Origin of the sequence: Pseudomonas sp. PDM04, from assembly GCF_014851765.1 — a bacterium.
GTDB lineage: Bacteria > Pseudomonadota > Gammaproteobacteria > Pseudomonadales > Pseudomonadaceae > Aquipseudomonas.
Genome location: NZ_JACVAI010000001.1, coordinates 1,275,993 through 1,295,139, shown reverse-complemented (window position 1 = coordinate 1,295,139; position 19,147 = coordinate 1,275,993). Strand labels below are relative to the sequence as shown.

The following is a 19,147-nucleotide window of genomic DNA, read 5'->3' as shown; positions in this document are numbered from 1 at the left end:
TTTCCGGTTAACGTTTCCCACAGAGACTTCTGAATTAGAGGGCATTTCTGCTTTTTTCGACTAATTACTCTAAAAACCACTTTTCAGCGCCGGGATAGTTTCTATTCTATGGGCATGACCGGTTTCTGCCCTCAGGCCGGTGGGATTCAGTTGGCACGAGGAGGCGGCTGAAAAAGGGAAGGGCGATGCAGTAGTTGCAAGTTTCTTTGACGTTAGAGAAGGACATCGTCCATGTCGAAAGTACAAGGCATCACCGAAATGTTGGGAATCTTCCCCTGCCTGGGTATCGGGCGGCGAAGGCGTCGTCTGAATTCCGAGGAATTGAAGCTGGTGGAGCGCTATCGCGAGTTGTCGGAGAACGACCGGATTGCCATGCGCTATCTGGTGGATGCGATGCGCAGTGTTTCGCGGTTTTGATTGAGCAACGGCGTTCAGCCGTGGCGACGGTGCCGCGGCTGAATATCGCCCATGACCCGTCGTGCGATCGTTCCGCCCGCGGCTGCAGAACACGCAGGACTCGAACAGGCCATGCACCCATCGAAAGGAGGCGATGAATGGCAACGAACGCCCCGGTACCCTGGCGGCACCGGGGCAAATAACGCTAGCGACCCACCTTCCAGGCATCCCCGGCCGGCGCCGTACCATGGTCATACGGCTTGCCAATCCACATGTACAGCAACCCCAGACCGATCACGATCGCCGTGCTCAGCACCATCGCGTAGTTGACGTACCACTCGGCATCCGGCGTGCGCGGCCAGGCCATGTTGATGATGGCGCCAATGCCGTAGGCCAGTGCGCCGAGGTTGACCAGCCATCCCCAGGCACCGAGGGTGAATTTACCACTGGGTTTCCAGCCTTTGAGGCGCGCGTAGAGGGCGGCGAGCACAATCATCTGGAAGGCCAGGTAGATGCCGATGGCGGCGAAGCTGACGATGGTGGCAACCGCATCCTGGAGAAAGAAGCCGAGAATGATGATCAGCGCCGGCAGCACGCCGGAGACGAACAGTGCGGCAACCGGCACCTGGGTGTTGGGCGAGATTTTTTTCAGTACGCGGCTGCCGATGACCATTTCGTCGCGGGCGTAGGAATACAGCAGGCGACTCGCCGCTGCCTGCAGGCTGATGACACACGAGATGAAGGAAATCATCACCACGCCCATGACCATTTTCGAGCCGACCGGTCCGAACGCGTTGTTGAGAATGGTGCCGACAGGGTCCTTGTCGGTGCCGTTGATCACCGCTTGCATGTCCGGCACGGCGAGGATCAGTGCCAGGCAGGCGAACATCGCGGCGATGCCGCCGATGTAGATGGTCATGCGCATGGCCACCGGGATTTTCTTGCTCGGGTTCGGGGTTTCTTCGGCAACGTCGCCGCAGGCCTCGAAGCCGTAGTACAGGAACATCCCCGCCAGGGACGCCGTGAGGAAGGCCGGCAAGTACGAGCCATTGATGCTGATGTCGAAGGTGTTGAACAGCACGCTGATGGGCTGATGACGCTCGAAGATCAGCAGGTACACACCCACGATCACCGCACCGATCAGTTCGCAGAGAAAGCCGAACATGGCGATGCGCGCCAGCGTCTTGGTGCCGCTGAGGTTGACCAGGGTGGCGAACAGCGTCAGCACCAGGGCGATGACGATGTTGGTGTTGTTGCTCGGTTCGAACCCCATCATCGCGGCGAGGTAGGGGCCGGCGCCGACAGCGACGGCGGCGATGGTCACGCACAGGGCGATGGAGTAGATCCAGCCGACCATCCACGCCCAGCGCTTGCCGACCAGACGGCGGGCCCAAGGGTACACACCGCCGGAAATCGGGAACTGCGAAACCACTTCACCGAAGATCAGGCACACCAGCAACTGGCCGCAACCGACCAGCAGGTAGGCCCAGAACATCGGTGGCCCGCCGGCTGCCAGGCACAGGCCGAAGAGGGTATAGACCCCGACGACCGGGGAGAGATAGGTGAAGCCCAGGGCGAAGTTTTCCCACAGGCTCATGCTGCGATTGAAGTTGGAGGTGTAACCCAGCTGGCGCAGTTGCTCGGCATCGCTGTCGACCGCTGCTGTGGGGAGTTCGGGTAGTACGCTCATGGTGTGTCAGCTCCGGAAAATCGGCAGATTTCGGATGGCCGAACCCTTGGCGGGGCCGAGAGGGCGCCGCCGGGATCGGTGGTTATTGTTGTGGGTGTGGCTTTGAAACCCGGTGATGCCTAATGCCGGCTTCTACCTTGAAACCGAGGTGATGCCTTCGCGAGCAAGTCCGCTCCCCCCTTTGAAATGTATCGCCCTGTGGGAGCGGGCTTGCTCGCGAAGCTTTCAATGCTTCAGTGTTTGAACATCACATGGCGAACGACGGTGTAATCCTCCAACCCGTACATCGACATGTCCTTGCCGTACCCGGACAGTTTCTGACCGCCATGGGGCATTTCGCTGACCAGCATGAAGTGGGTGTTGACCCAGGTGCAGCCGTACTGCAAGCGGGCAGACAGGCGATGGGCGCGGCCGACATCGGCGGTCCACACCGACGAGGCCAGGCCGTAGTCCGAATCGTTGGCCCAGCCCAGCACCTGCGCTTCATCGTTGAATTTCGTCACCGACACCACCGGCCCGAACACCTCGCGACGCACGATTTCGTCGTCCTGCTGCGCATCCGCCAGCACGGTGGGTTCGAAGAAGAAACCGTTGCCTTCCACGGCTTTGCCGCCGGTGACCAGGCGAATGTGCGACTGTGCCACGGCGCGTTCGACAAACCCGGCCACGCGGTCGCGGTGTTGCGCGGTGATCAGCGGGCCCAGTTCGGTGGAGGGGTCATCCTGCACGCCGTACTTGATGCTGCTGACGGCCGCGCCGAGCTTCTCGACGAACTTTTCGTAGATGCCGGCCTGTGCATAGATGCGGCACGCGGCGGTGCAGTCCTGGCCGGCGTTGTAGAAGCCGAAGGTGCGAATGCCTTCCACGGCGGCGTCGATGTCGGCGTCGTCGAAGATGATCACCGGCGCCTTGCCGCCCAGTTCCATGTGCATCCGTTTAACACTGTCGGCGGTGCTGGAAATGATGTTCGAACCGGTGGCGATGGAGCCGGTCAGCGACACCATGCGCACTTTCGGGTGGTTCACCAGTGGGTGGCCAACGGTGGGGCCGCGACCGAACACCAGGTTGAGTACACCGGCCGGGAAAATTTCCGACGCCAATTGCGCCAGGCGCAGCGCGGTCAGCGGGGTTTGTTCCGACGGCTTGAGCACCACGGTATTACCGGCGGCCAGGGCCGGGGCGATTTTCCAGGCGACCATCATCAGCGGGTAGTTCCACGGCGCGATAGAAGCGATCACACCCACCGGGTCGCGACGGATCATCGAGGTGTGGCCGGGCAGGTATTCGCCGCCGGCCGAACCGCTCATGCAACGGCTGGCGCCGGCGAAGAAGCGAAACACATCGGCAATGGCCGGGATCTCGTCGTTCAGTGCTGCGCTATAGGGCTTGCCGCAGTTGTCCGATTCCAGCTTGGCCAGTTCCTCGCCGTGGGCTTCGATGGCATCGGCGAGTTTGAGCAGCAGCAGCGAACGGTCTTTCGGCGGGGTCTGTGACCAGCTGTCGAACGCCGCATCGGCGGCGCGCACGGCGGCGTCCACCTGGGCTTCGCTGGCTTCGTTGATTTCCACCAGCACGCGGCCCAGCGCCGGGTTGAACACCGGTTGGGCGGGGCCTTCGCCGTTGACGAGCTGGCCGTTGATCAGGAGTTGGGTTTGCATGGCATTGTCCTCTTCGAAACTGTTCTTGTTTTTTGTGGGAGCGAGCCTGCTCGCTCCCACAGGGGTGTTGTGGTGTCCGTTATCGATTCATTTGCCGCCACTGCCCGCGACACTCTCGCCGCCACGGGTCAGGTAATAGGCGCCGAGAATCGGCAGCATGGTCACGATCATCACCAGCATCGCCACGACGTTGGTCACCGGTACGTCCCGGGGGCGGCTGAGCTGGTTGAGCAGCCACAGCGGCAGGGTGCGTTCATGGCCGGCGGTGAAGGTGGTGACGATGATTTCGTCGAACGACAGCGCGAACGCCAGCATGCCGCCCGCCAGCAGGGCCGAGCCGAGATTGGGCAGCATGATGTAGCGGAAGGTCTGCCAGCCGTCGGCGCCCAGGTCCATCGAAGCCTCGATCAGGCTGTGCGAAGTGCGGCGCAGCCGGGCGATGACGTTGTTGTAGACGATCACCACGCAGAAGGTCGCGTGGCCGACGATGATGGTGAACATCCCCGGCTCGATCCCCAACGATTTGAAGGTCGCCAGCAGCGCGATCCCGGTGATGATCCCCGGCAGCGCAATCGGCAGGATCAGCATCAGCGAGATGCCTTGCTTGCCGAAGAAGTCCCGGCGGTACAACGCGGCGGACGCGAGGGTGCCGAGGACCATGGCAATCAGGGTGGCGATGGCGGCGATCTGCAGCGACAGCTTGATCGCCTCCAGCACGTCCGGACGGGAGAACGCGATGCTGATCCACTTCAGGGTGAAGCCCTTGGGTGGAAAGCTGAACGCCGCGTCTTCGGTGTTGAAGGCGTAGAGGAAGATGATCAGGATCGGGAAGTGCAGGAACACCAACCCGCCCCAGGCGGCGATGCGCAGACCCAGGGAAGCTCGTTCAGAGTGCATCGAAGGCCCCCAGTCGTTTGACGATGGTCAGGTAGATGGCGATCAGCACGATCGGCACCAGGGTGAATGCGGCGGCCATGGGCATGTTGCCGATCGCGCCTTGCTGGGCGTACACCATGCTGCCGACGAAATAGCCGGGCGGTCCCACCAGTTGCGGCACGATGAAGTCGCCCAGGGTCAGGGAAAAGGTAAAGATCGAACCGGCGGCGATGCCCGGGATCGACAGCGGCAGAATCACCTGCATGAAGGTCTGGCGCGGCTTGGCCCCGAGGTCGGCGGAGGCTTGCAGCAGCGACGGTGGCAAGCGTTCCAGCGACGCCTGGATCGGCAGGATCATGAACGGCAGCCAGATGTAGACGAACACCATGAAACGTCCCAGGTGGGAGGTCGACAGGGTGCTGCCGCCCACGCCCGGAATGCCCAGCACGAACTGCAGCAGCGGCTCCAGCCCCAGGTGCTGGACGAACCACTGCGCCACGCCGCCCTTGGCCAGCAGCAGCGTCCAGGCGTAGGCCTTGACGATGTAGCTGGCCCACATCGGCATCATCACCGCGATGTAGAAAAACGCCTTGGTCTTGCCGGTGGTGTAGCGCGCCATGTAGTAGGCGATCGGGAACGCGACGATGGCGCTGGCGATCGACACCACGATGGCCATGCTCAGGGTGCGCAGGATGATGTCGAAGTTCGACGGCTGGAACAGTGCGGCAAGGTTGGCCAGGGTCAGGTCGGGGGTGACCGCCATGGTGAAGTCGTCGAAGGTATAGAAGCCTTGCCACAACAGCACCAGCAACGAACCCAGGTAGATCGCGCCAAACCACAGCAGCGGGGGCACCAGCAACAGCGACAGGTAAAAGTTCGGGCGCCGGTACAGCAGGTTGGAGAACCTGCGCAACGGCGAGCCGCTGACCGGGGTCGGGGTGATTGCCACGCTGTTCATGTCACACCCCGCCTGCGGTGTCGTGCAGCGGGATCATCGCTTCCCGTGCCCAGCGGGCGCTGAGGCGTTGCCCGGTCTGGTGCTGGGCGCTGACGTCCAGCCACTGATTGTTGGCCTGGCTGATGTTCAGGGTCTGGCCGTTTTCCAGCTTCAGTTCATAGCGGGTGGCGCTGCCCTGGTATTGGATGTCGTGGAGCAGGCCGCTGACTTCGATTTCATGGCTGGCCAGCGGGCCTTCGGCAAAGCGCACGTGTTCCGGGCGAATCGAAAACGGTTGCGGGTTGCCGCTGAGCTGCTTCGCCAGATCGCCGCGGATCACGTTGGAGGTGCCGACGAATTCCGCGACAAAGGTGGTCGCCGGTTTCATGTAGAGGTTGCGCGGGGTGTCCACTTGTTCGATGCGACCTTTGTTGAACACGGCGACCCGGTCGGACATCGACAGCGCTTCGGTCTGGTCGTGGGTGACGAAAATGAAGGTGATGCCGAGCTGGCGTTGCAGTTTCTTCAGCTCGCTTTGCATTTGCTCGCGCAGCTTCAGGTCGAGTGCGCCGAGCGGCTCGTCGAGCAGCAGCACCCGAGGGCGATTGACCAGCGCGCGGGCCAGGGCCACGCGTTGGCGTTGACCGCCGGAAAGCTGCACCGGTTTGCGCCCGCCGTAGCCGCCGAGGGCGACCATGTCGAGGGCTTCTTCAGCGCGGGCGAGGCGTTCGCTTTTGCCGACGCCTTTGACTTTCAGGCCGTAGGCCACGTTGTCGAGCACGTTCATGTGCGGGAACAGGGCGTAGTCCTGAAACACGGTGTTGACGTCACGCTCGTACGGCGGGAGCCCGGCGGCTTCTTGGCCGTGAATCCGGATGGAGCCGGCGCTCGGTTGTTCGAAACCGGCGATCAGGCGCAAACAGGTGGTTTTGCCCGAGCCCGAAGGGCCCAGCATGGAAAAGAACTCGCCGTCCTGGATGTCGATGGAAACCCGGTCTACGGCTTTCACATCGCCGAACAGACGGGAAACGTTGGTGAATTGGACTGCAAGCGTCATGGTGCGGTGCTCCAAAAAGGCGGAGGCCGTCGCAGCGGCCCTGCCTGGACTTCTGAAAAACAAAACGGTTATCTGCCCGCCGAACACATTTGTGGGAGCGAGCCTGCTCGCGATGGCGGTGTGTCAGTCAGCAATGATGTTGACTGTGATGCCCACATCGCGAGCAGGCTCGCTCCCACACGGGAGGACGGATTAACGGCCGCCCATGATCGCGATGTAGTCCTGGGTCCAGCGGCTGTACGGCACGAACTTGCCGCCTTCAGCCTGCGGGGTTTTCCAGAAGGCAATCTTGTCGAATTGATCGAAACCGTTGGTTTTGCAGCCCTCGGCGCCGAGCAGTTCGCTCTCCTTGCACGCCGCCGGGACCGCCGGCAACGAACCGAACCAGGCCGCCACGTCACCCTGGACCTTCGGTTGCAGCGACCAGTCCATCCACTTGTAGGCACAGTTCGGGTGCTTGGCCTCGGTATGCAGCATGGTGGTGTCGGCCCAACCGGTGGCGCCTTCTTTCGGAATGGTCGACGCGATCGGCTGCTTCTCGTTCACCAGGCCGTTGACCTGATACGGCCAGGCGCCGGAAGCGACCACACCTTCGTTCTTGAAGTCGCTCATTTGCACGGTGGTGTCGTGCCAGTAGCGGTGGATCAGCGGCTGCTGGGCACGCAACAGGTCGAGCACGGCCTTGTACTGCGCTTCGGTCAGCTCGTAAGGGCTCTGGATGCCCAGTTCCGGCTTGGCGGTTTTCAGGTACAGCGCTGCATCGGCGATGTAGATCGGGCCGTCATAGGCTTGTACGCGACCCTTGTTCGGCTTGCCGTCCGGCAGGTTTTGCGCATTGAACAGCACGCCCCAGCTATCCGGCGCGGTCTTGAACACGTTGGTGTTGTACATCAGCACGTTCGGGCCCCACTGGTACGGGGTGCCGTAGGTCTGCTTGTTGACCACGTACCATGGCGCATCGTTGAGGCGTGGGTCGAGGTTCTTCCAGTTCGGGATCAACGCGGTGTTGATCGGTTGCACACGCTTGCCGACGATCAGGCGCAGGGACGCGTCGCCGGACGCCGTGACCAGGTCGTAGCCGCCCTTGGCCATCAGGCTGACCATTTCATCGGAGGTGGCGGCGGTCTTCACGTTGACCTTGCAGCCGGTTTCTTTCTCGAAACCGCTCACCCAGTCATAGGCCTTGTCGCTTTCGCCACGTTCGATGTAACCGGGCCACGCCACGATATCCAGCTGGCCTTCGCCAGCGCCGACTGACTTCAGCGGCTCGGCAGCCTGGACGCTGGCGCTGGCCAGCAGCGCGGTAGTGATTGCACTGAGCAGTGCGGTCTTGTGCACGAACATTGGGTTTCCCTCTTCTTTAATTATGGTCGGGGCAGTGTTGAACGTGGTGAAGCCAATGCCTTTACGGCTAATTGTCAGCGTAGTGCGCTTTTTATAAATGCTGTCCGTGGCGGGCCATGATGTGCCGAACCACGCTGTAGTCCTGAAGCGAATCGCTGGACAGGTCCTTGCCGTAGCCCGAGCGTTTCAGGCCGCCGTGGGGCATTTCGCTGACCAGCATGAAATGGCTGTTGATCCAGGTGCAGCCGTACTGCAAGCGCGCCGCGACCTGCATCGCCTTGTCCAGGTTCTGGGTCCAGACCGAGGACGCCAGGCCGTATTCCGAATCGTTGGCCCAGTCCACCGCTTGCTCGAGCCCTTCGAAACGGGTCACGGTCACCACCGGGCCGAACACCTCCCGCTGGACGATTTCATCGCTCTGCTTGCAGCCGGCCAACAGGGTCGGCTGGTAATAGAAGCCGGCACCGGAATGCACCGCGGCCCCGGTGACCCGTTCGATGTGGGGTTGGCCGAGGGCGCGTTCGACGAAACTGGCCACCCGGTCGCGCTGGCGGGTACTGATCAGCGGGCCGATTTCGTTGTCGGCGTCACGTTTGCCGGCAAAGCGCAGACTGCCGACCGCCGCGCCGAGTTCGGCCACCAGCCGGTCGTGGATCCCGGCCTGTGCATAGAGGCGGCACGCCGCCGTGCAGTCCTGGCCAGCGTTGTAGTACCCGTAGGTGCGTATGCCTTCGACCACTGCCTGAATATCGGCATCGTTACAGACGATCACCGGCGCCTTGCCGCCGAGTTCGAGGTGCGTGCGCTTCAGGGTTTTCGCCGCGGCCTGCAAGATCTTCTGCCCGGTGACGATGTCGCCGGTCAGCGACACCATGCGGATTTTCGGGTGACTGACCAGGTGGCTGCCCACGCCTTCGCCACCGCCACAAATGATGTTGATCACCCCGCGCGGCAGGATCTCGGCCAGGGCGGGCGCCAGGGCCAGAATCGACAACGGCGTGTGCTCGGAGGGTTTGAACACCAGCGTGTTGCCGGCGGCCAGGGCCGGGGCGATTTTCCACGCGGCCATCATGATCGGGTAGTTCCATGGCGCGATGGAGGCGACCACGCCGATGGGATCGCGGCGCACCATGCTGGTGTAGCCCGGCACGTACTCGCCGCTGAGCTGCCCGGTCTGACAACGCACGGCGCCAGCGAAGAAGCGGAACACATCGACCGTCGCGTTCAGGTCGTCCTGTCGAGCCAGGTGCAATGGCTTGCCGCAGTTCAGGGACTCCAGGCGAGCCAGCAGGTCGGCTTGTTTCTCGATGGCGTTGGCGATTTCCAGCAGCAGGTTGGAGCGTTGCTGGGGCGTGGTTCGGGACCAACTGGCGAAGGCGTGGTGAGCGGCCAGGATCGCGGCTTCGACTTGTTCGGTGCTGGCCTCGGCGATGTGCGTCAACACTTCACCGGTGGCCGGATTGAGGATCGGCTCGACAAAACCCTGACCCGCGACCAGTTCGCCATCGATCAACAACGCGGTGAACAACGGAGTCTGCGCGCCAGCCATTTTTCGGGTTCTCTTTTCTTGTGTGGCCATGGTGCTCCCTGTGACTGGGACCGGCCGTCTTATAGATGAACCAAGACTAGTGCCCGGACCCGAGGTCGACAAATACTAAATACTGAAGGTGGCGTTCGATTAAATAGATGGCTTGCGTCCGCCGTGCGGTTGTTCCCGGGCGACGGTCAGGAAGGGGTCCACCAGCGCCGGGCGGGCCGTGCCCCGGCGCCAGGCCAGGCCGACGTCGAGGGTCTGGCTCAGGTCGGCGATGGGGCGGGCTTCGATGATGTCGCCCTCCAGCGACCAGGGGCGGTAGGTCATGTCCGGCTGGATCGAAACCCCCAGGCCGGCGGCCACCAGGCTACGCACCGCTTCGGTCGAAGCGGTCTTCAGGGTGATGCGCGGTTGCAGCGACGCCGCCGACCACATGCGCTGGGCGTTGCGGTCCATTTCGTCGACGTTCAGTTGAATCAGCGGTTCGCGGGCCACGTCGGCGAGGTTGATGCTGTCGTGCTCCAGCAGCGGATGCTGCGCCGGCAGCCACAGTCGATGGGGTGAGTGGGTCAGCACTTCGGTCTGCAGGGCATGACGGTCCTCGAGGTTGGACAGGATCAACACGCCGACGTCGATTTCGCCGCTGACCAGCAAATGCTCGATGTAGGGGCGCTCATCCTCCATCACGCGGATTTCCACATTCGGGTAGGCGCGCTGGAAGCGGGTGAGCAGGTCGGCGAGGTAGTAACCGGCGACCAGACTGGTCACGCCGATGATCAACTGCCCGGCCACCTGGTCGGTGCTTTGCTGGAGGCTGCGCTTGGCGTTATCCACCGTCGCCAGGATCAGGTGCGCCTGGCGCAGGAACTGATGCCCCTGGTGCGTGAGGGTCATGCCCTTGGCGTGACGATTGAACAGGCTGACGCCGATCTCCTGCTCCAGTTGCTGGATGGCCAGGGTCAATGTCGACTGGGAAATGAAAGCGGTCTGTGCGGCGGCGGAGATCGAGCCGGTCTCGGCCACGGCGATGAAATGACGGATTTGACGCAGGGTCATCATGAGCAGGCACCCGGTGGGCGGTTTTTATCGATTCACCGGAGTGTATATCTTTTTAATCGAATGGCTTGGGTGGCGTCGTCAGATCGGGGCAACATCCGGAAGCACTCTCGTCGGCCGCCGCTGTGCCTTTTCGATCTAGGCTGGTGGCCTTGAAAAGTCCTTGATGGAGACGACAGACATGAATACCCGTGGATTGCTCGATCAGTTGCTCAAGTCCGGCCAGGACCTGCTGCAGAACAAGGCCGGTGGCACACAGAACAAGGGCCCCGGTGGTGCATTGGGCGGGCTGCTCGGCGGCAGCGGCGGTTCAAGCGGCCTGGGCGGTCTGTTGTCGGGCGCCGGCGGTGGCGCGCTGGCGGCGGGTGCCATGGGCCTGTTGATGGGCAACAAGAAGGTGCGCAAGGTCGGTGGCAAAGTGGCCCTTTATGGTGGCCTGGCGGCATTGGGTGTGATTGCCTACAAGGCCTACGGCAACTGGCAGGCGCAGCAGGGCGCAGCGCCGGGCCGTGAGCCGCAAACCGTGGACCGCCTGCCGGCGGCGCAGGCCGAGCAGCACAGCCAGGCGATTCTCACCGCGCTGGTGGCGGCCGCAAAGGCCGACGGGCATGTCGATGAGCGTGAACGCACGCTGATCGAGGGCGAGTTCACCCGGCTCGACAACGACCGGGAGCTGCAACACTGGCTGCACGCCGAACTGAACAAGCCACTGGACCCTGCCGACGTGGCGCGCACCGCCAGCACCCCGGAAATGGCCGCCGAGATGTACATCGCCAGCGTGATGATGGTGGACGAGGAGAGCTTCATGGAGAAATCCTACCTGGAGGAACTCGCCCGCCAGTTGAAACTGGCGCCGGGCCTGAAGGCCGAGCTGGAGAAACAGGTGCGCCAGGCCTCCGTGTAACGCAATCCACTGTGGGAGCGGGCTCGCTCCCACCTCGGTTTTCGGGAATGGCCACTACCTATGCCCACTCCACATCCCCTTGTGCGAGCGGGCTTGCCCGCGAAGGCGTCATCACCCACTGCGCATCATCCAAGCCAGATCCATGTCCCTTTGCGCCAGGATGAGAAGTGCTGCGCAACTGTCTTATAAATGACACACCGCCCTCGGCTATACTCCCCGCATTTGAAACGGCCCGAGGACTGACTGTGAAGAACTGGACGTTGCGCCAACGCATCTTGGCGAGCTTTGCGGTAATCATCGCCATCATGCTGCTGATGGTGGTCGTCTCGTATTCGCGGCTGCTGAAGATCGAAGACAGCGAAGCCAGCGTCCGTGAAGACGCGCTTCCCGGGGTCTATTACAGTTCGACGATCCGTGGCGCCTGGGTCGACAGTTATCTGCGGATTCAGGAAATGCTGGGCCTGAAAGAGGGGCAGGGCATCAGTGGCGAAGATGTCGCCGACTTCAAGGGCTATGAAGCGCGTGTTCAGGCAGCCATGGCCGACTATCGCGCCACTGTCACGACGGAAGAAGACAAGGTCGAATACGCGGCTTTCGAAAAACTCCATGCCGAATACGTCGAGATCCTCGGCGCCGTGCTCGATTTGCACAAGCGCAGTCAGGAGGCGCAAGCCATCGCGTTGTTCAACGAGCAACTGACGCCGGCGTGGACCGCCGGTCGCATGAAACTCAATGACATCCTGCGCCAGAACAAGGCGGTGGCCGACAAGGATATCGAGATCATCGACAACGCCGTGGTCTCGGCGAAAATCGTCATGGGCATCTCACTGCTGGTGGCCGTGCTGGCTGCAGCCCTGTGTGGCCTGTTGCTGATGCGCGCGATCATGGCGCCGATGAACCGCATCGTGCAGATTCTTGAAGTCATGCGCACTGGCGATCTCAGCGGCCGCTTGAACCTGGAGCGCAAGGACGAGTTCGGTGCGGTGGAAACCGGCTTCAACGACATGATGGTCGAACTCACGTCACTGGTGTCCCAGGCCCAGCGCTCTTCGGTGCAGGTCACCACCTCGGTGACCGAGATTGCCGCCACCTCCAAGCAACAGCAGGCCACTGCCACGGAAACGGCGGCCACGACCACGGAAATCGGGGCGACGTCCCGGGAAATCGCCGCCACCTCCCGCGACCTGGTGCGCACCATGACCGAGGTTTCTACCGCTGCCGACCAGGCCTCGGTGGCCGCCGGCTCCGGGCAGCAGGGCCTGGCGCGCATGGAAGAAACCATGCATTCGGTGATGGGGGCTGCGGATCTGGTCAACGCCAAGCTGGCGATCCTCAACGAGAAGGCCGGCAACATCAATCAGGTGGTCGTGACCATCGTCAAGGTGGCCGACCAGACCAACCTGCTGTCGTTGAACGCGGCCATCGAGGCGGAAAAGGCCGGGGAATACGGCCGGGGGTTTGCCGTGGTCGCCACCGAGGTCCGTCGCCTGGCGGACCAGACCGCCGTGGCCACCTACGATATCGAGCAGATGGTGCGCGAGATCCAGTCGGCGGTCTCGGCCGGGGTCATGGGCATGGACAAGTTCTCCGAGGAAGTGCGCCGTGGCATGTTCGAGGTGCAGCAGGTCGGCGAGCAACTGTCGCAGATCATTCATCAGGTGCAGGCGCTGGCGCCACGGGTGCTGATGGTCAATGAGGGCATGCAGGCCCAGGCCACCGGCGCCGAGCAGATCAACCATGCATTGGTGCAGTTGGGGGATGCCAGCAGCCAGACCGTCGAATCCTTGCGCCAGGCCAGCTTTGCCATCGACGAACTGAGCCAGGTGGCCGTCGGGCTGCGCAGCGGCGTTTCGCGATTCAAAGTCTGATGAGCGAACTCACGGCCAGACGCAGCGCTGTGAAGCCGGCGGCGCAGGCGTTGTTCCTGGTGTTTCGTATCGGCAGCGAACGCTACGCCCTGCGTGCGACCGACGTCGCCGAAGTGCTGCCACGCCTGCCCTTGAAGCCGATTCCACAGGTGCCGGCCTGGGTGGCCGGGGTGTTCGCCTACCGTGGCGCGGTGGTGCCGGTCATCGACCTCAGTGCATTGGCCTTCGGTGTCGCGGCCCAGGCCCGCACCAGCACCCGGCTGGTGCTGGTCAATTACCGACCGGACGAGCGCAGCGAAGCGCAACGGCTCGGGCTGATCCTGGAGCAGGCCACCGACACCTTGCGTTGCGACCCCACGGATTTTCAGCCCTATGGCCTCGATAACCGCCAGGCGCCGTACCTCGGGCCCGTGCGTGAAGATGCGCAAGGTTTGTTGCAGTGGGTGCGTGTCGCCGATCTGCTGGATGCGCGGGTTCGCGCACTGCTGTTCCCGTCGCCGCCACTGGACCCGGCGCTGCTTGAGGAGCCGGCATGAACAACGACCAACGGTTTTTCGATTTTCTCAAGGAACGCATCGGCCTCGACGTGACATCGGTGGGCCCGGCGATCATCGAGCGTGCGGTGCGCCAGCGCAGCACCGCGTCGCGTTCGCAGACCGCCGATGAGTATTGGCAGACCCTGCAGGGGTCGCGGGAGGAGCAGCAAGCGCTGATCGAAGCGGTGATCGTGCCCGAGACCTGGTTCTTCCGTTACCCGGAATCCTTTGCCACCCTGGCCAGGCTGGCGATCAGGCGGCTGGACGAACTCAACAACCTGCGTGCACTGCGCATTCTCAGCCTGCCGTGCTCGACCGGCGAAGAGCCGTACTCCATTGCCATGGCCTTGTTGGACGCCGGACTCAAACCCCATCAATTCAAGGTCCAAGGCATGGACGTCAGCCCGCTGTCAGTGGAAAAAGCCAGGGGCGCGCGGTACGGCAGGAACTCGTTTCGCGGTCAGGACCTGACGTTTCGCGAACGGCATTTTGTCGCTGACGGCGACAGCTATCGCCTCGAGGCGCGAGTGCTGGAGCAAGTGCATTTGCAGGTCGGTAATCTGCTGGATCCGGCGTTGCTGGCCAACGAAGCGCCCTATGACTTCGTTTTCTGTCGCAACTTGCTGATCTATTTCGATCAACCTACCCAGCAGCAAGTGTTCGAAGTGCTCAAGCGCCTGACCCACGTCGACGGCGTGCTGTTCATCGGTCCGGCAGAGGGCAGCCTGCTCGGACGATTCGGCATGCGCTCGATCGGCATCCCGCAGTCGTTTGCATTCAGTCGCCAGGCGGCCCCCGCGCCTGAACCGGCGCCGGCTTTCGCGCCGACCCCGCTGCCGGTGCGTCAACCGCTGCGCAATGTGGCGCCACCGCCCGTGCGCAACCGGCCCTTCGCTATCCCGACGCCGCTGCCGGTGACGGGCAAAGCCGTCAATACGGAGGCGGCGGCACTGTTGGCCAGCATCGCCAACCTGGCCAACGAAGGCAAAGGTGCCGAGGCCCGGGCGGTGTGCGAGCAATATTTGCGCAGCCATGAACCGGTGGCGCAGGTGTTCTACTGGCTGGGGTTGCTCAGCGATGTCGCTGGCAGCGCCCTCGAAGCCCAGGGGTTTTATCGCAAGGCCTTGTACCTCGACCCGCAACATCCCGACGCCTTGATGCACCTGGCCGCCTTGTTGCAATCCCAGGGCGACACCGCCGGTGCCCGACGATTGCAGGCCCGTGCCGCCCGCAGCGAGCGCGTAGACAGTGAGCGCAAACGATGAATGCCACCGACGGCTTTAGCCTGACCCATGACGACGCCCAGGCCATCGACGACTGCTGGAACCGTATCGGTATCCATGGCGACAAGTCCTGCCCGCTGCTGATCGAACACATTCACTGCCGCAACTGTGCGGTGTATTCGGCGGCGGCCACGCGCCTGCTGGACCGCTACGCGTTACAGCAGGAAGATCGCGGACACGTCAGTACCCTGGTCGAAAGCGAAGTCAGGACCCGCTCGCTGCTGATGTTCCGGCTCGGCGAAGAGTGGCTGGGGCTGGCCACGCGCAGCCTGGTGGAAGTGGCACCGTTGCAGGCCATTCATTCACTGCCGCACCAGCGCTCACGGGCCTTGCTCGGCGTGGCGAACGTGCGCGGTGCATTGGTGGCGTGCCTGTCGCTGGTCGAGTTGCTGGGGCTGGATGGCACGAGCAGCGTGGCAAGCGGCGCGCGCGTGATGCCGCGCATGCTGATCATCGCCGCCCACGGCGGGCCGGTGGTGGTGCCGGTGGACGAAGTCGACGGCATCCATGCCATCGACGAACGCACCCTCGAAGCGGCGTCCCGTTCAGAGGCTCACGCCAATGCCAGGTACACCCGTGGCGTGTTGCAGTACAAAGGTCGCAGCCTGCGATGGCTGGATGAAGAACAGCTGCTGTCCGCCGTGACCCGGAGCCTGACATGACCCCCGAGCAGATGCGCGACGCCTCGTTGCTGGAACTGTTCGGCCTGGAAGCCGAAGCCCAGACCCAGGTGCTGAGCGCGGGCCTGCTGGCGCTCGAGCGCGATCCGACCCAGGCCGATCAGCTTGAGTCGTGCATGCGCGCCGCCCACTCGCTCAAGGGGGCGGCCCGCATCGTCGGCGTCGATGCGGGGGTCAGCGTTGCCCACGTGATGGAAGATTGCCTGGTCAGCGCACAGGAAGGTCGCCTGTACCTGCGCCCCGAACACATTGACGCACTGCTGCAAGGCACCGATTTGCTGATGCGCATCGCCACGCCGAACCATGCCCCGACGCCTGCCGATATCGACGGGTATGTGGCGCTGATGGCGCGGTTGCTCGATCCGCTGGCCGCCTTCGCGCCCCTCGGCACGCCAGCTGTACCGCCCATGGCCGAACCGCAGACGCCCGTCGCCGAGCCGGTCGAGCCGGTCGTGCCGGAGGTCGAGCCGGTCAGCGCCACGCCGACCGAGCCCGTTTCTGCACCGCGTAAGAGCAAGCGCACCACTGAAAACGGTGAGCGGGTCCTGCGGGTCACGGCCGAACGCCTGAACAGCCTGCTCGATCTGTCGAGTAAATCCCTGGTGGAAACCCTGCGTCTCAAGCCGCATCTGGCGACCATGCAGCGCGTCAAGCGCATACAGAACAACGGCCTGCGGGCGCTGGATAACCTCAATGTTCACCTCAAGGACCAGGACCTGAGCCTGGAGGCTCGAGAAGCGCTTGAGGATGCCCGCCGCCTGTTGGCTGAATCCCAGCAGTTGCTGGTGGAGAAAAATGCCGAGCTGGACGAGTTCGCCTGGCAAGCCAGTCAACGGGCACAAGTGTTGTACGACACGGCGCTGGCCTGCCGCATGCGACCGTTCGCCGATGTGTTGAGCGGTCAGGCGCGCATGGTCCGCGACCTCGGTCGCAGTCTTGGCAAGCAAGTGCGGCTGGAGATCGAAGGCGAGAAAACCCAGGTCGACCGCGATGTGCTGGAAAAGCTCGAGGCGCCGCTGACGCACCTGCTGCGCAACGCCGTCGATCACGGCATCGAAACCCCGGAACAACGGCGGTTGGCAGGCAAGCCGGAAGAAGGCCTGATCCGTCTGCGCGCGTCCCATCAGGCCGGGTTGCTGGTGCTGGAACTGAGCGATGACGGTCACGGCGTCGACCTGGAAAAGGTTCGTCGCAGCGTCATCGAGCGTCAATTGTCGCCGGTCGACACTGCGGCGCAACTGAGCGAAGAAGAGTTGCTGACGTTCCTGTTCCTGCCGGGCTTCAGCCTGCGGGACAAGGTGACCGAAGTGTCCGGGCGCGGCGTCGGCCTGGACGCAGTCCAGCACATGGTCCGCCAGTTGCGGGGCGCGGTGGTGCTGGAGCAGACGGCGGGCGAGGGCAGCCGCTTCCACCTTGAAGTGCCGCTGACGCTGTCGGTGGTGCGCAGCCTGGTGGTGGAAGTCGGCGACGAGGCCTACGCGTTTCCGCTGGCCCACATCGAGCGCATGTGCGACCTGGAACCTTCGGACATCGTGCAGGTCGAGGGGCGCCAGCACTTCTGGCATGAAGGCCGGCATGTCGGTCTGGTGGCGGCCAGCCAGTTGCTCCAGCGTCCGGCGAGCCAGCACAGCCAACAGACGCTCAAGGTCGTGGTGATCCGCGAGCGCGATGCGGTCTATGGCGTGGCGGTCGAGCGTTTCATCGGCGAGCGCACCCTGGTGGTCCTGCCCCTGGACGAGCGGCTGGGCAAGGTGCAGGACATTTCCGCCGGCGCCCTGCTCGACGACGGGTCGGTGGTGCTGATCGTCGATGTCGAAGACATGCTGCGTTCGGTGGACAAGCTGCTCAATACCGGGCGCCTGGAGCGTATTGCCCGTCAAGGCAGCCAGGCGGTCGAGGCGGCGCGCAAGCGAATCCTGGTGGTCGACGACTCGCTGACGGTGCGCGAGCTGCAGCGCAAGTTGCTGATCAATCGCGGCTACGACGTGGCCGTGGCGGTAGATGGGATGGATGGCTGGAACGCCCTGCGCTCGGAAGCCTTCGACCTGTTGATCACCGACATCGACATGCCGCGCATGGACGGCATCGAGCTGGTGTCTTTGCTGCGCCGGGACAATCGATTGCAATCGCTGCCGGTCATGGTGGTGTCCTACAAGGATCGAGAGGAAGATCGACGTCGTGGACTGGATGCTGGAGCCGACTATTATCTAGCCAAAGCCAGTTTTCATGACGATGCCCTGCTCGACGCAGTGGTTGAGCTCATCGGAGGAGCAAGGGCATGAGGATCGCAATCGTCAACGATATGCCCATGGCAGTTGAGGCGCTGCGCCGTGCCCTGGCGTTCGAGCCAGGGCATGAAGTGGTCTGGGTGGCGGCCAACGGTGCCGAAGCGGTTCAGCGTTGCGCGGAAAATACCCCGGACCTGATCCTGATGGACCTGATCATGCCGGTGATGGACGGTGTCGAGGCGACCCGGCGCATCATGGCCGAGACGCCGTGCGCCATCGTGATTGTCACCGTCGATCGCCAGCAGAATGTGCACCGGGTGTTCGAAGCCATGGGCCATGGCGCCCTGGATGTGGTGGACACCCCCGCGCTCGGCGCCGGCAATCCTCAGGACGCGGCCGCACCGTTGCTGCGCAAGATCATGAACATCGGCTGGCTGATTGGCGATCGCGGCCACCGCGAGCGCCAGGCACCGAGCCCGTTGCGCAGCAGTGCCCCGCGCCAGCGCCTGATTGCCATCGGCTCCTCGGCGGGCGGGCCGGCGGCCCTGGAAGTGCTGCTCAAGGGCTTGCCGCGGAATTTTCCGGTCGCCATCGTGCTCGTCCAGCACGTGGATCAGGTGTTCGCCGCCGGCATGGCCGAATGGCTGGCCAGCGCCAGCGGCCTGAACGTGCGCCTGGCCTGCGAAGGCGAGCCGCCCCAGCCCGGCACGGTGCTGCTGGCAGGCACCAACCATCACATCCGCTTGTTGAAAAACGGCACGCTGGCGTACACCGCCGAGCCGGTCAACGAGATCTATCGACCGTCGATCGATGTTTTTTTCGAGAGCGTGGCCAGTTACTGGAATGGCGACGCCGTCGGGGTTTTATTGACCGGTATGGGGCGCGATGGCGCCCAGGGGCTTAAACTCATGCGTCAACAGGGTTACCTGACCATCGCTCAGGACCAACAAAGCAGCGCGGTGTATGGCATGCCCAAAGCGGCGGCGGCTATCGATGCCGCCACAGAGATTCGCGCTTTGGACAAGATAGCGCCACGATTGCTGGAGATTTTTGCCAAATGACTAGGTTTCGCTGCAATTCCGGTCCAGGTGATCAGGTGA

15 protein-coding genes and 2 pseudogenes are annotated in these 19,147 nt (G+C 63.3%); 9 read left to right on the top strand and 8 right to left on the bottom strand.

Annotated features, from left to right (window positions below; all coding sequences use genetic code 11):
* The first annotated feature begins 231 nt into the window (after window positions 1–231).
* Complete coding sequence (locus IB249_RS06050; RefSeq protein ID WP_192302578.1) at window positions 232–417, top strand: hypothetical protein; 186 nt, start codon at window positions 232–234, stop codon at window positions 415–417.
* 184 nt (window positions 418–601) lie between these two features.
* On the opposite strand, the gene IB249_RS06045 is transcribed toward IB249_RS06050, so the two are convergent.
* The 8 genes from IB249_RS06045 to IB249_RS06010 all read right to left on the bottom strand — a co-directional run bounded on the left by IB249_RS06045 (window position 602) and on the right by IB249_RS06010 (window position 10,551).
* A complete protein-coding gene (locus tag IB249_RS06045) occupies window positions 602–2,086 on the bottom strand; it encodes an APC family permease (protein ID WP_192302577.1) in 1,485 nt (494 codons plus the stop codon).
* A gap of 233 nt (window positions 2,087–2,319) precedes the next feature.
* Entirely contained in the window at window positions 2,320–3,744 is a 1,425-nt protein-coding gene (locus IB249_RS06040) for a gamma-aminobutyraldehyde dehydrogenase (RefSeq protein WP_192302576.1), read from the bottom strand.
* Between the two features lie 87 nt (window positions 3,745–3,831).
* Complete coding sequence (locus tag IB249_RS06035; protein ID WP_192302575.1) at window positions 3,832–4,641, bottom strand: ABC transporter permease; 810 nt, start codon at window positions 4,639–4,641, stop codon at window positions 3,832–3,834.
* A complete protein-coding gene (locus IB249_RS06030) occupies window positions 4,631–5,578 on the bottom strand; it encodes an ABC transporter permease (RefSeq protein ID WP_192302574.1) in 948 nt (315 codons plus the stop codon). The genes IB249_RS06035 and IB249_RS06030 overlap by 11 nt, the downstream gene beginning before the upstream one ends.
* A gap of 1 nt (window position 5,579) precedes the next feature.
* A complete protein-coding gene (locus tag IB249_RS06025; RefSeq protein WP_192302573.1) occupies window positions 5,580–6,614 on the bottom strand; it encodes an ABC transporter ATP-binding protein in 1,035 nt (344 codons plus the stop codon).
* A gap of 192 nt (window positions 6,615–6,806) precedes the next feature.
* Window positions 6,807–7,958: a putative ABC transporter substrate-binding protein YdcS gene (gene ydcS, locus IB249_RS06020; protein WP_192302572.1), complete on the bottom strand. Its 1,152-nt coding sequence runs from the start codon at window positions 7,956–7,958 to the stop codon at window positions 6,807–6,809.
* A gap of 91 nt (window positions 7,959–8,049) precedes the next feature.
* The gene (locus IB249_RS06015; RefSeq protein WP_192302571.1) at window positions 8,050–9,537 is read right to left on the bottom strand and encodes a gamma-aminobutyraldehyde dehydrogenase; all 1,488 of its coding nucleotides are present in this window, start codon (window positions 9,535–9,537) and stop codon (window positions 8,050–8,052) included.
* A 99-nt stretch (window positions 9,538–9,636) separates the two neighbouring features.
* The gene (locus tag IB249_RS06010) at window positions 9,637–10,551 is read right to left on the bottom strand and encodes a LysR family transcriptional regulator (protein ID WP_192302570.1); all 915 of its coding nucleotides are present in this window, start codon (window positions 10,549–10,551) and stop codon (window positions 9,637–9,639) included.
* A 178-nt stretch (window positions 10,552–10,729) separates the two neighbouring features.
* Here IB249_RS06010 and IB249_RS06005 point away from each other — a divergent pair, with 178 nt between their 5' ends.
* From IB249_RS06005 to IB249_RS05975, 8 genes and pseudogenes are all read left to right on the top strand, one after another.
* The gene (locus IB249_RS06005; RefSeq protein ID WP_192302569.1) at window positions 10,730–11,452 is read left to right on the top strand and encodes a tellurite resistance TerB family protein; all 723 of its coding nucleotides are present in this window, start codon (window positions 10,730–10,732) and stop codon (window positions 11,450–11,452) included.
* Window positions 11,453–11,757: 305 nt separating this feature from the next.
* A pseudogene (locus IB249_RS30070) lies at window positions 11,758–12,165 on the top strand (MCP four helix bundle domain-containing protein); the annotation flags it as partial.
* A pseudogene (locus tag IB249_RS06000) lies at window positions 12,145–13,320 on the top strand (methyl-accepting chemotaxis protein); the annotation flags it as partial. The pseudogenes IB249_RS30070 and IB249_RS06000, both read left to right, overlap by 21 nt.
* A complete protein-coding gene (locus tag IB249_RS05995) occupies window positions 13,320–13,856 on the top strand; it encodes a chemotaxis protein CheW (RefSeq protein WP_192302567.1) in 537 nt (178 codons plus the stop codon). The pseudogene IB249_RS06000 and the gene IB249_RS05995, both read left to right, overlap by 1 nt.
* Window positions 13,853–15,121: a CheR family methyltransferase gene (locus IB249_RS05990; RefSeq protein WP_192302566.1), complete on the top strand. Its 1,269-nt coding sequence runs from the start codon at window positions 13,853–13,855 to the stop codon at window positions 15,119–15,121. Before IB249_RS05995 ends, IB249_RS05990 begins: the two co-directional genes overlap by 4 nt.
* On the top strand, window positions 15,118–15,801 hold the full coding sequence (locus IB249_RS05985) for a chemotaxis protein CheW (protein WP_192302565.1): 684 nt from the start codon (window positions 15,118–15,120) through the stop codon (window positions 15,799–15,801). Before IB249_RS05990 ends, IB249_RS05985 begins: the two co-directional genes overlap by 4 nt.
* Entirely contained in the window at window positions 15,798–18,101 is a 2,304-nt protein-coding gene (locus tag IB249_RS05980; protein ID WP_192302564.1) for a hybrid sensor histidine kinase/response regulator, read from the top strand. Before IB249_RS05985 ends, IB249_RS05980 begins: the two co-directional genes overlap by 4 nt.
* Window positions 18,098–19,108, top strand: a complete 1,011-nt coding sequence (locus tag IB249_RS05975) for a chemotaxis response regulator protein-glutamate methylesterase (protein WP_192302563.1) — start codon at window positions 18,098–18,100, stop codon at window positions 19,106–19,108. Before IB249_RS05980 ends, IB249_RS05975 begins: the two co-directional genes overlap by 4 nt.
* The last annotated feature ends 39 nt before the right edge of the window (window positions 19,109–19,147 follow it).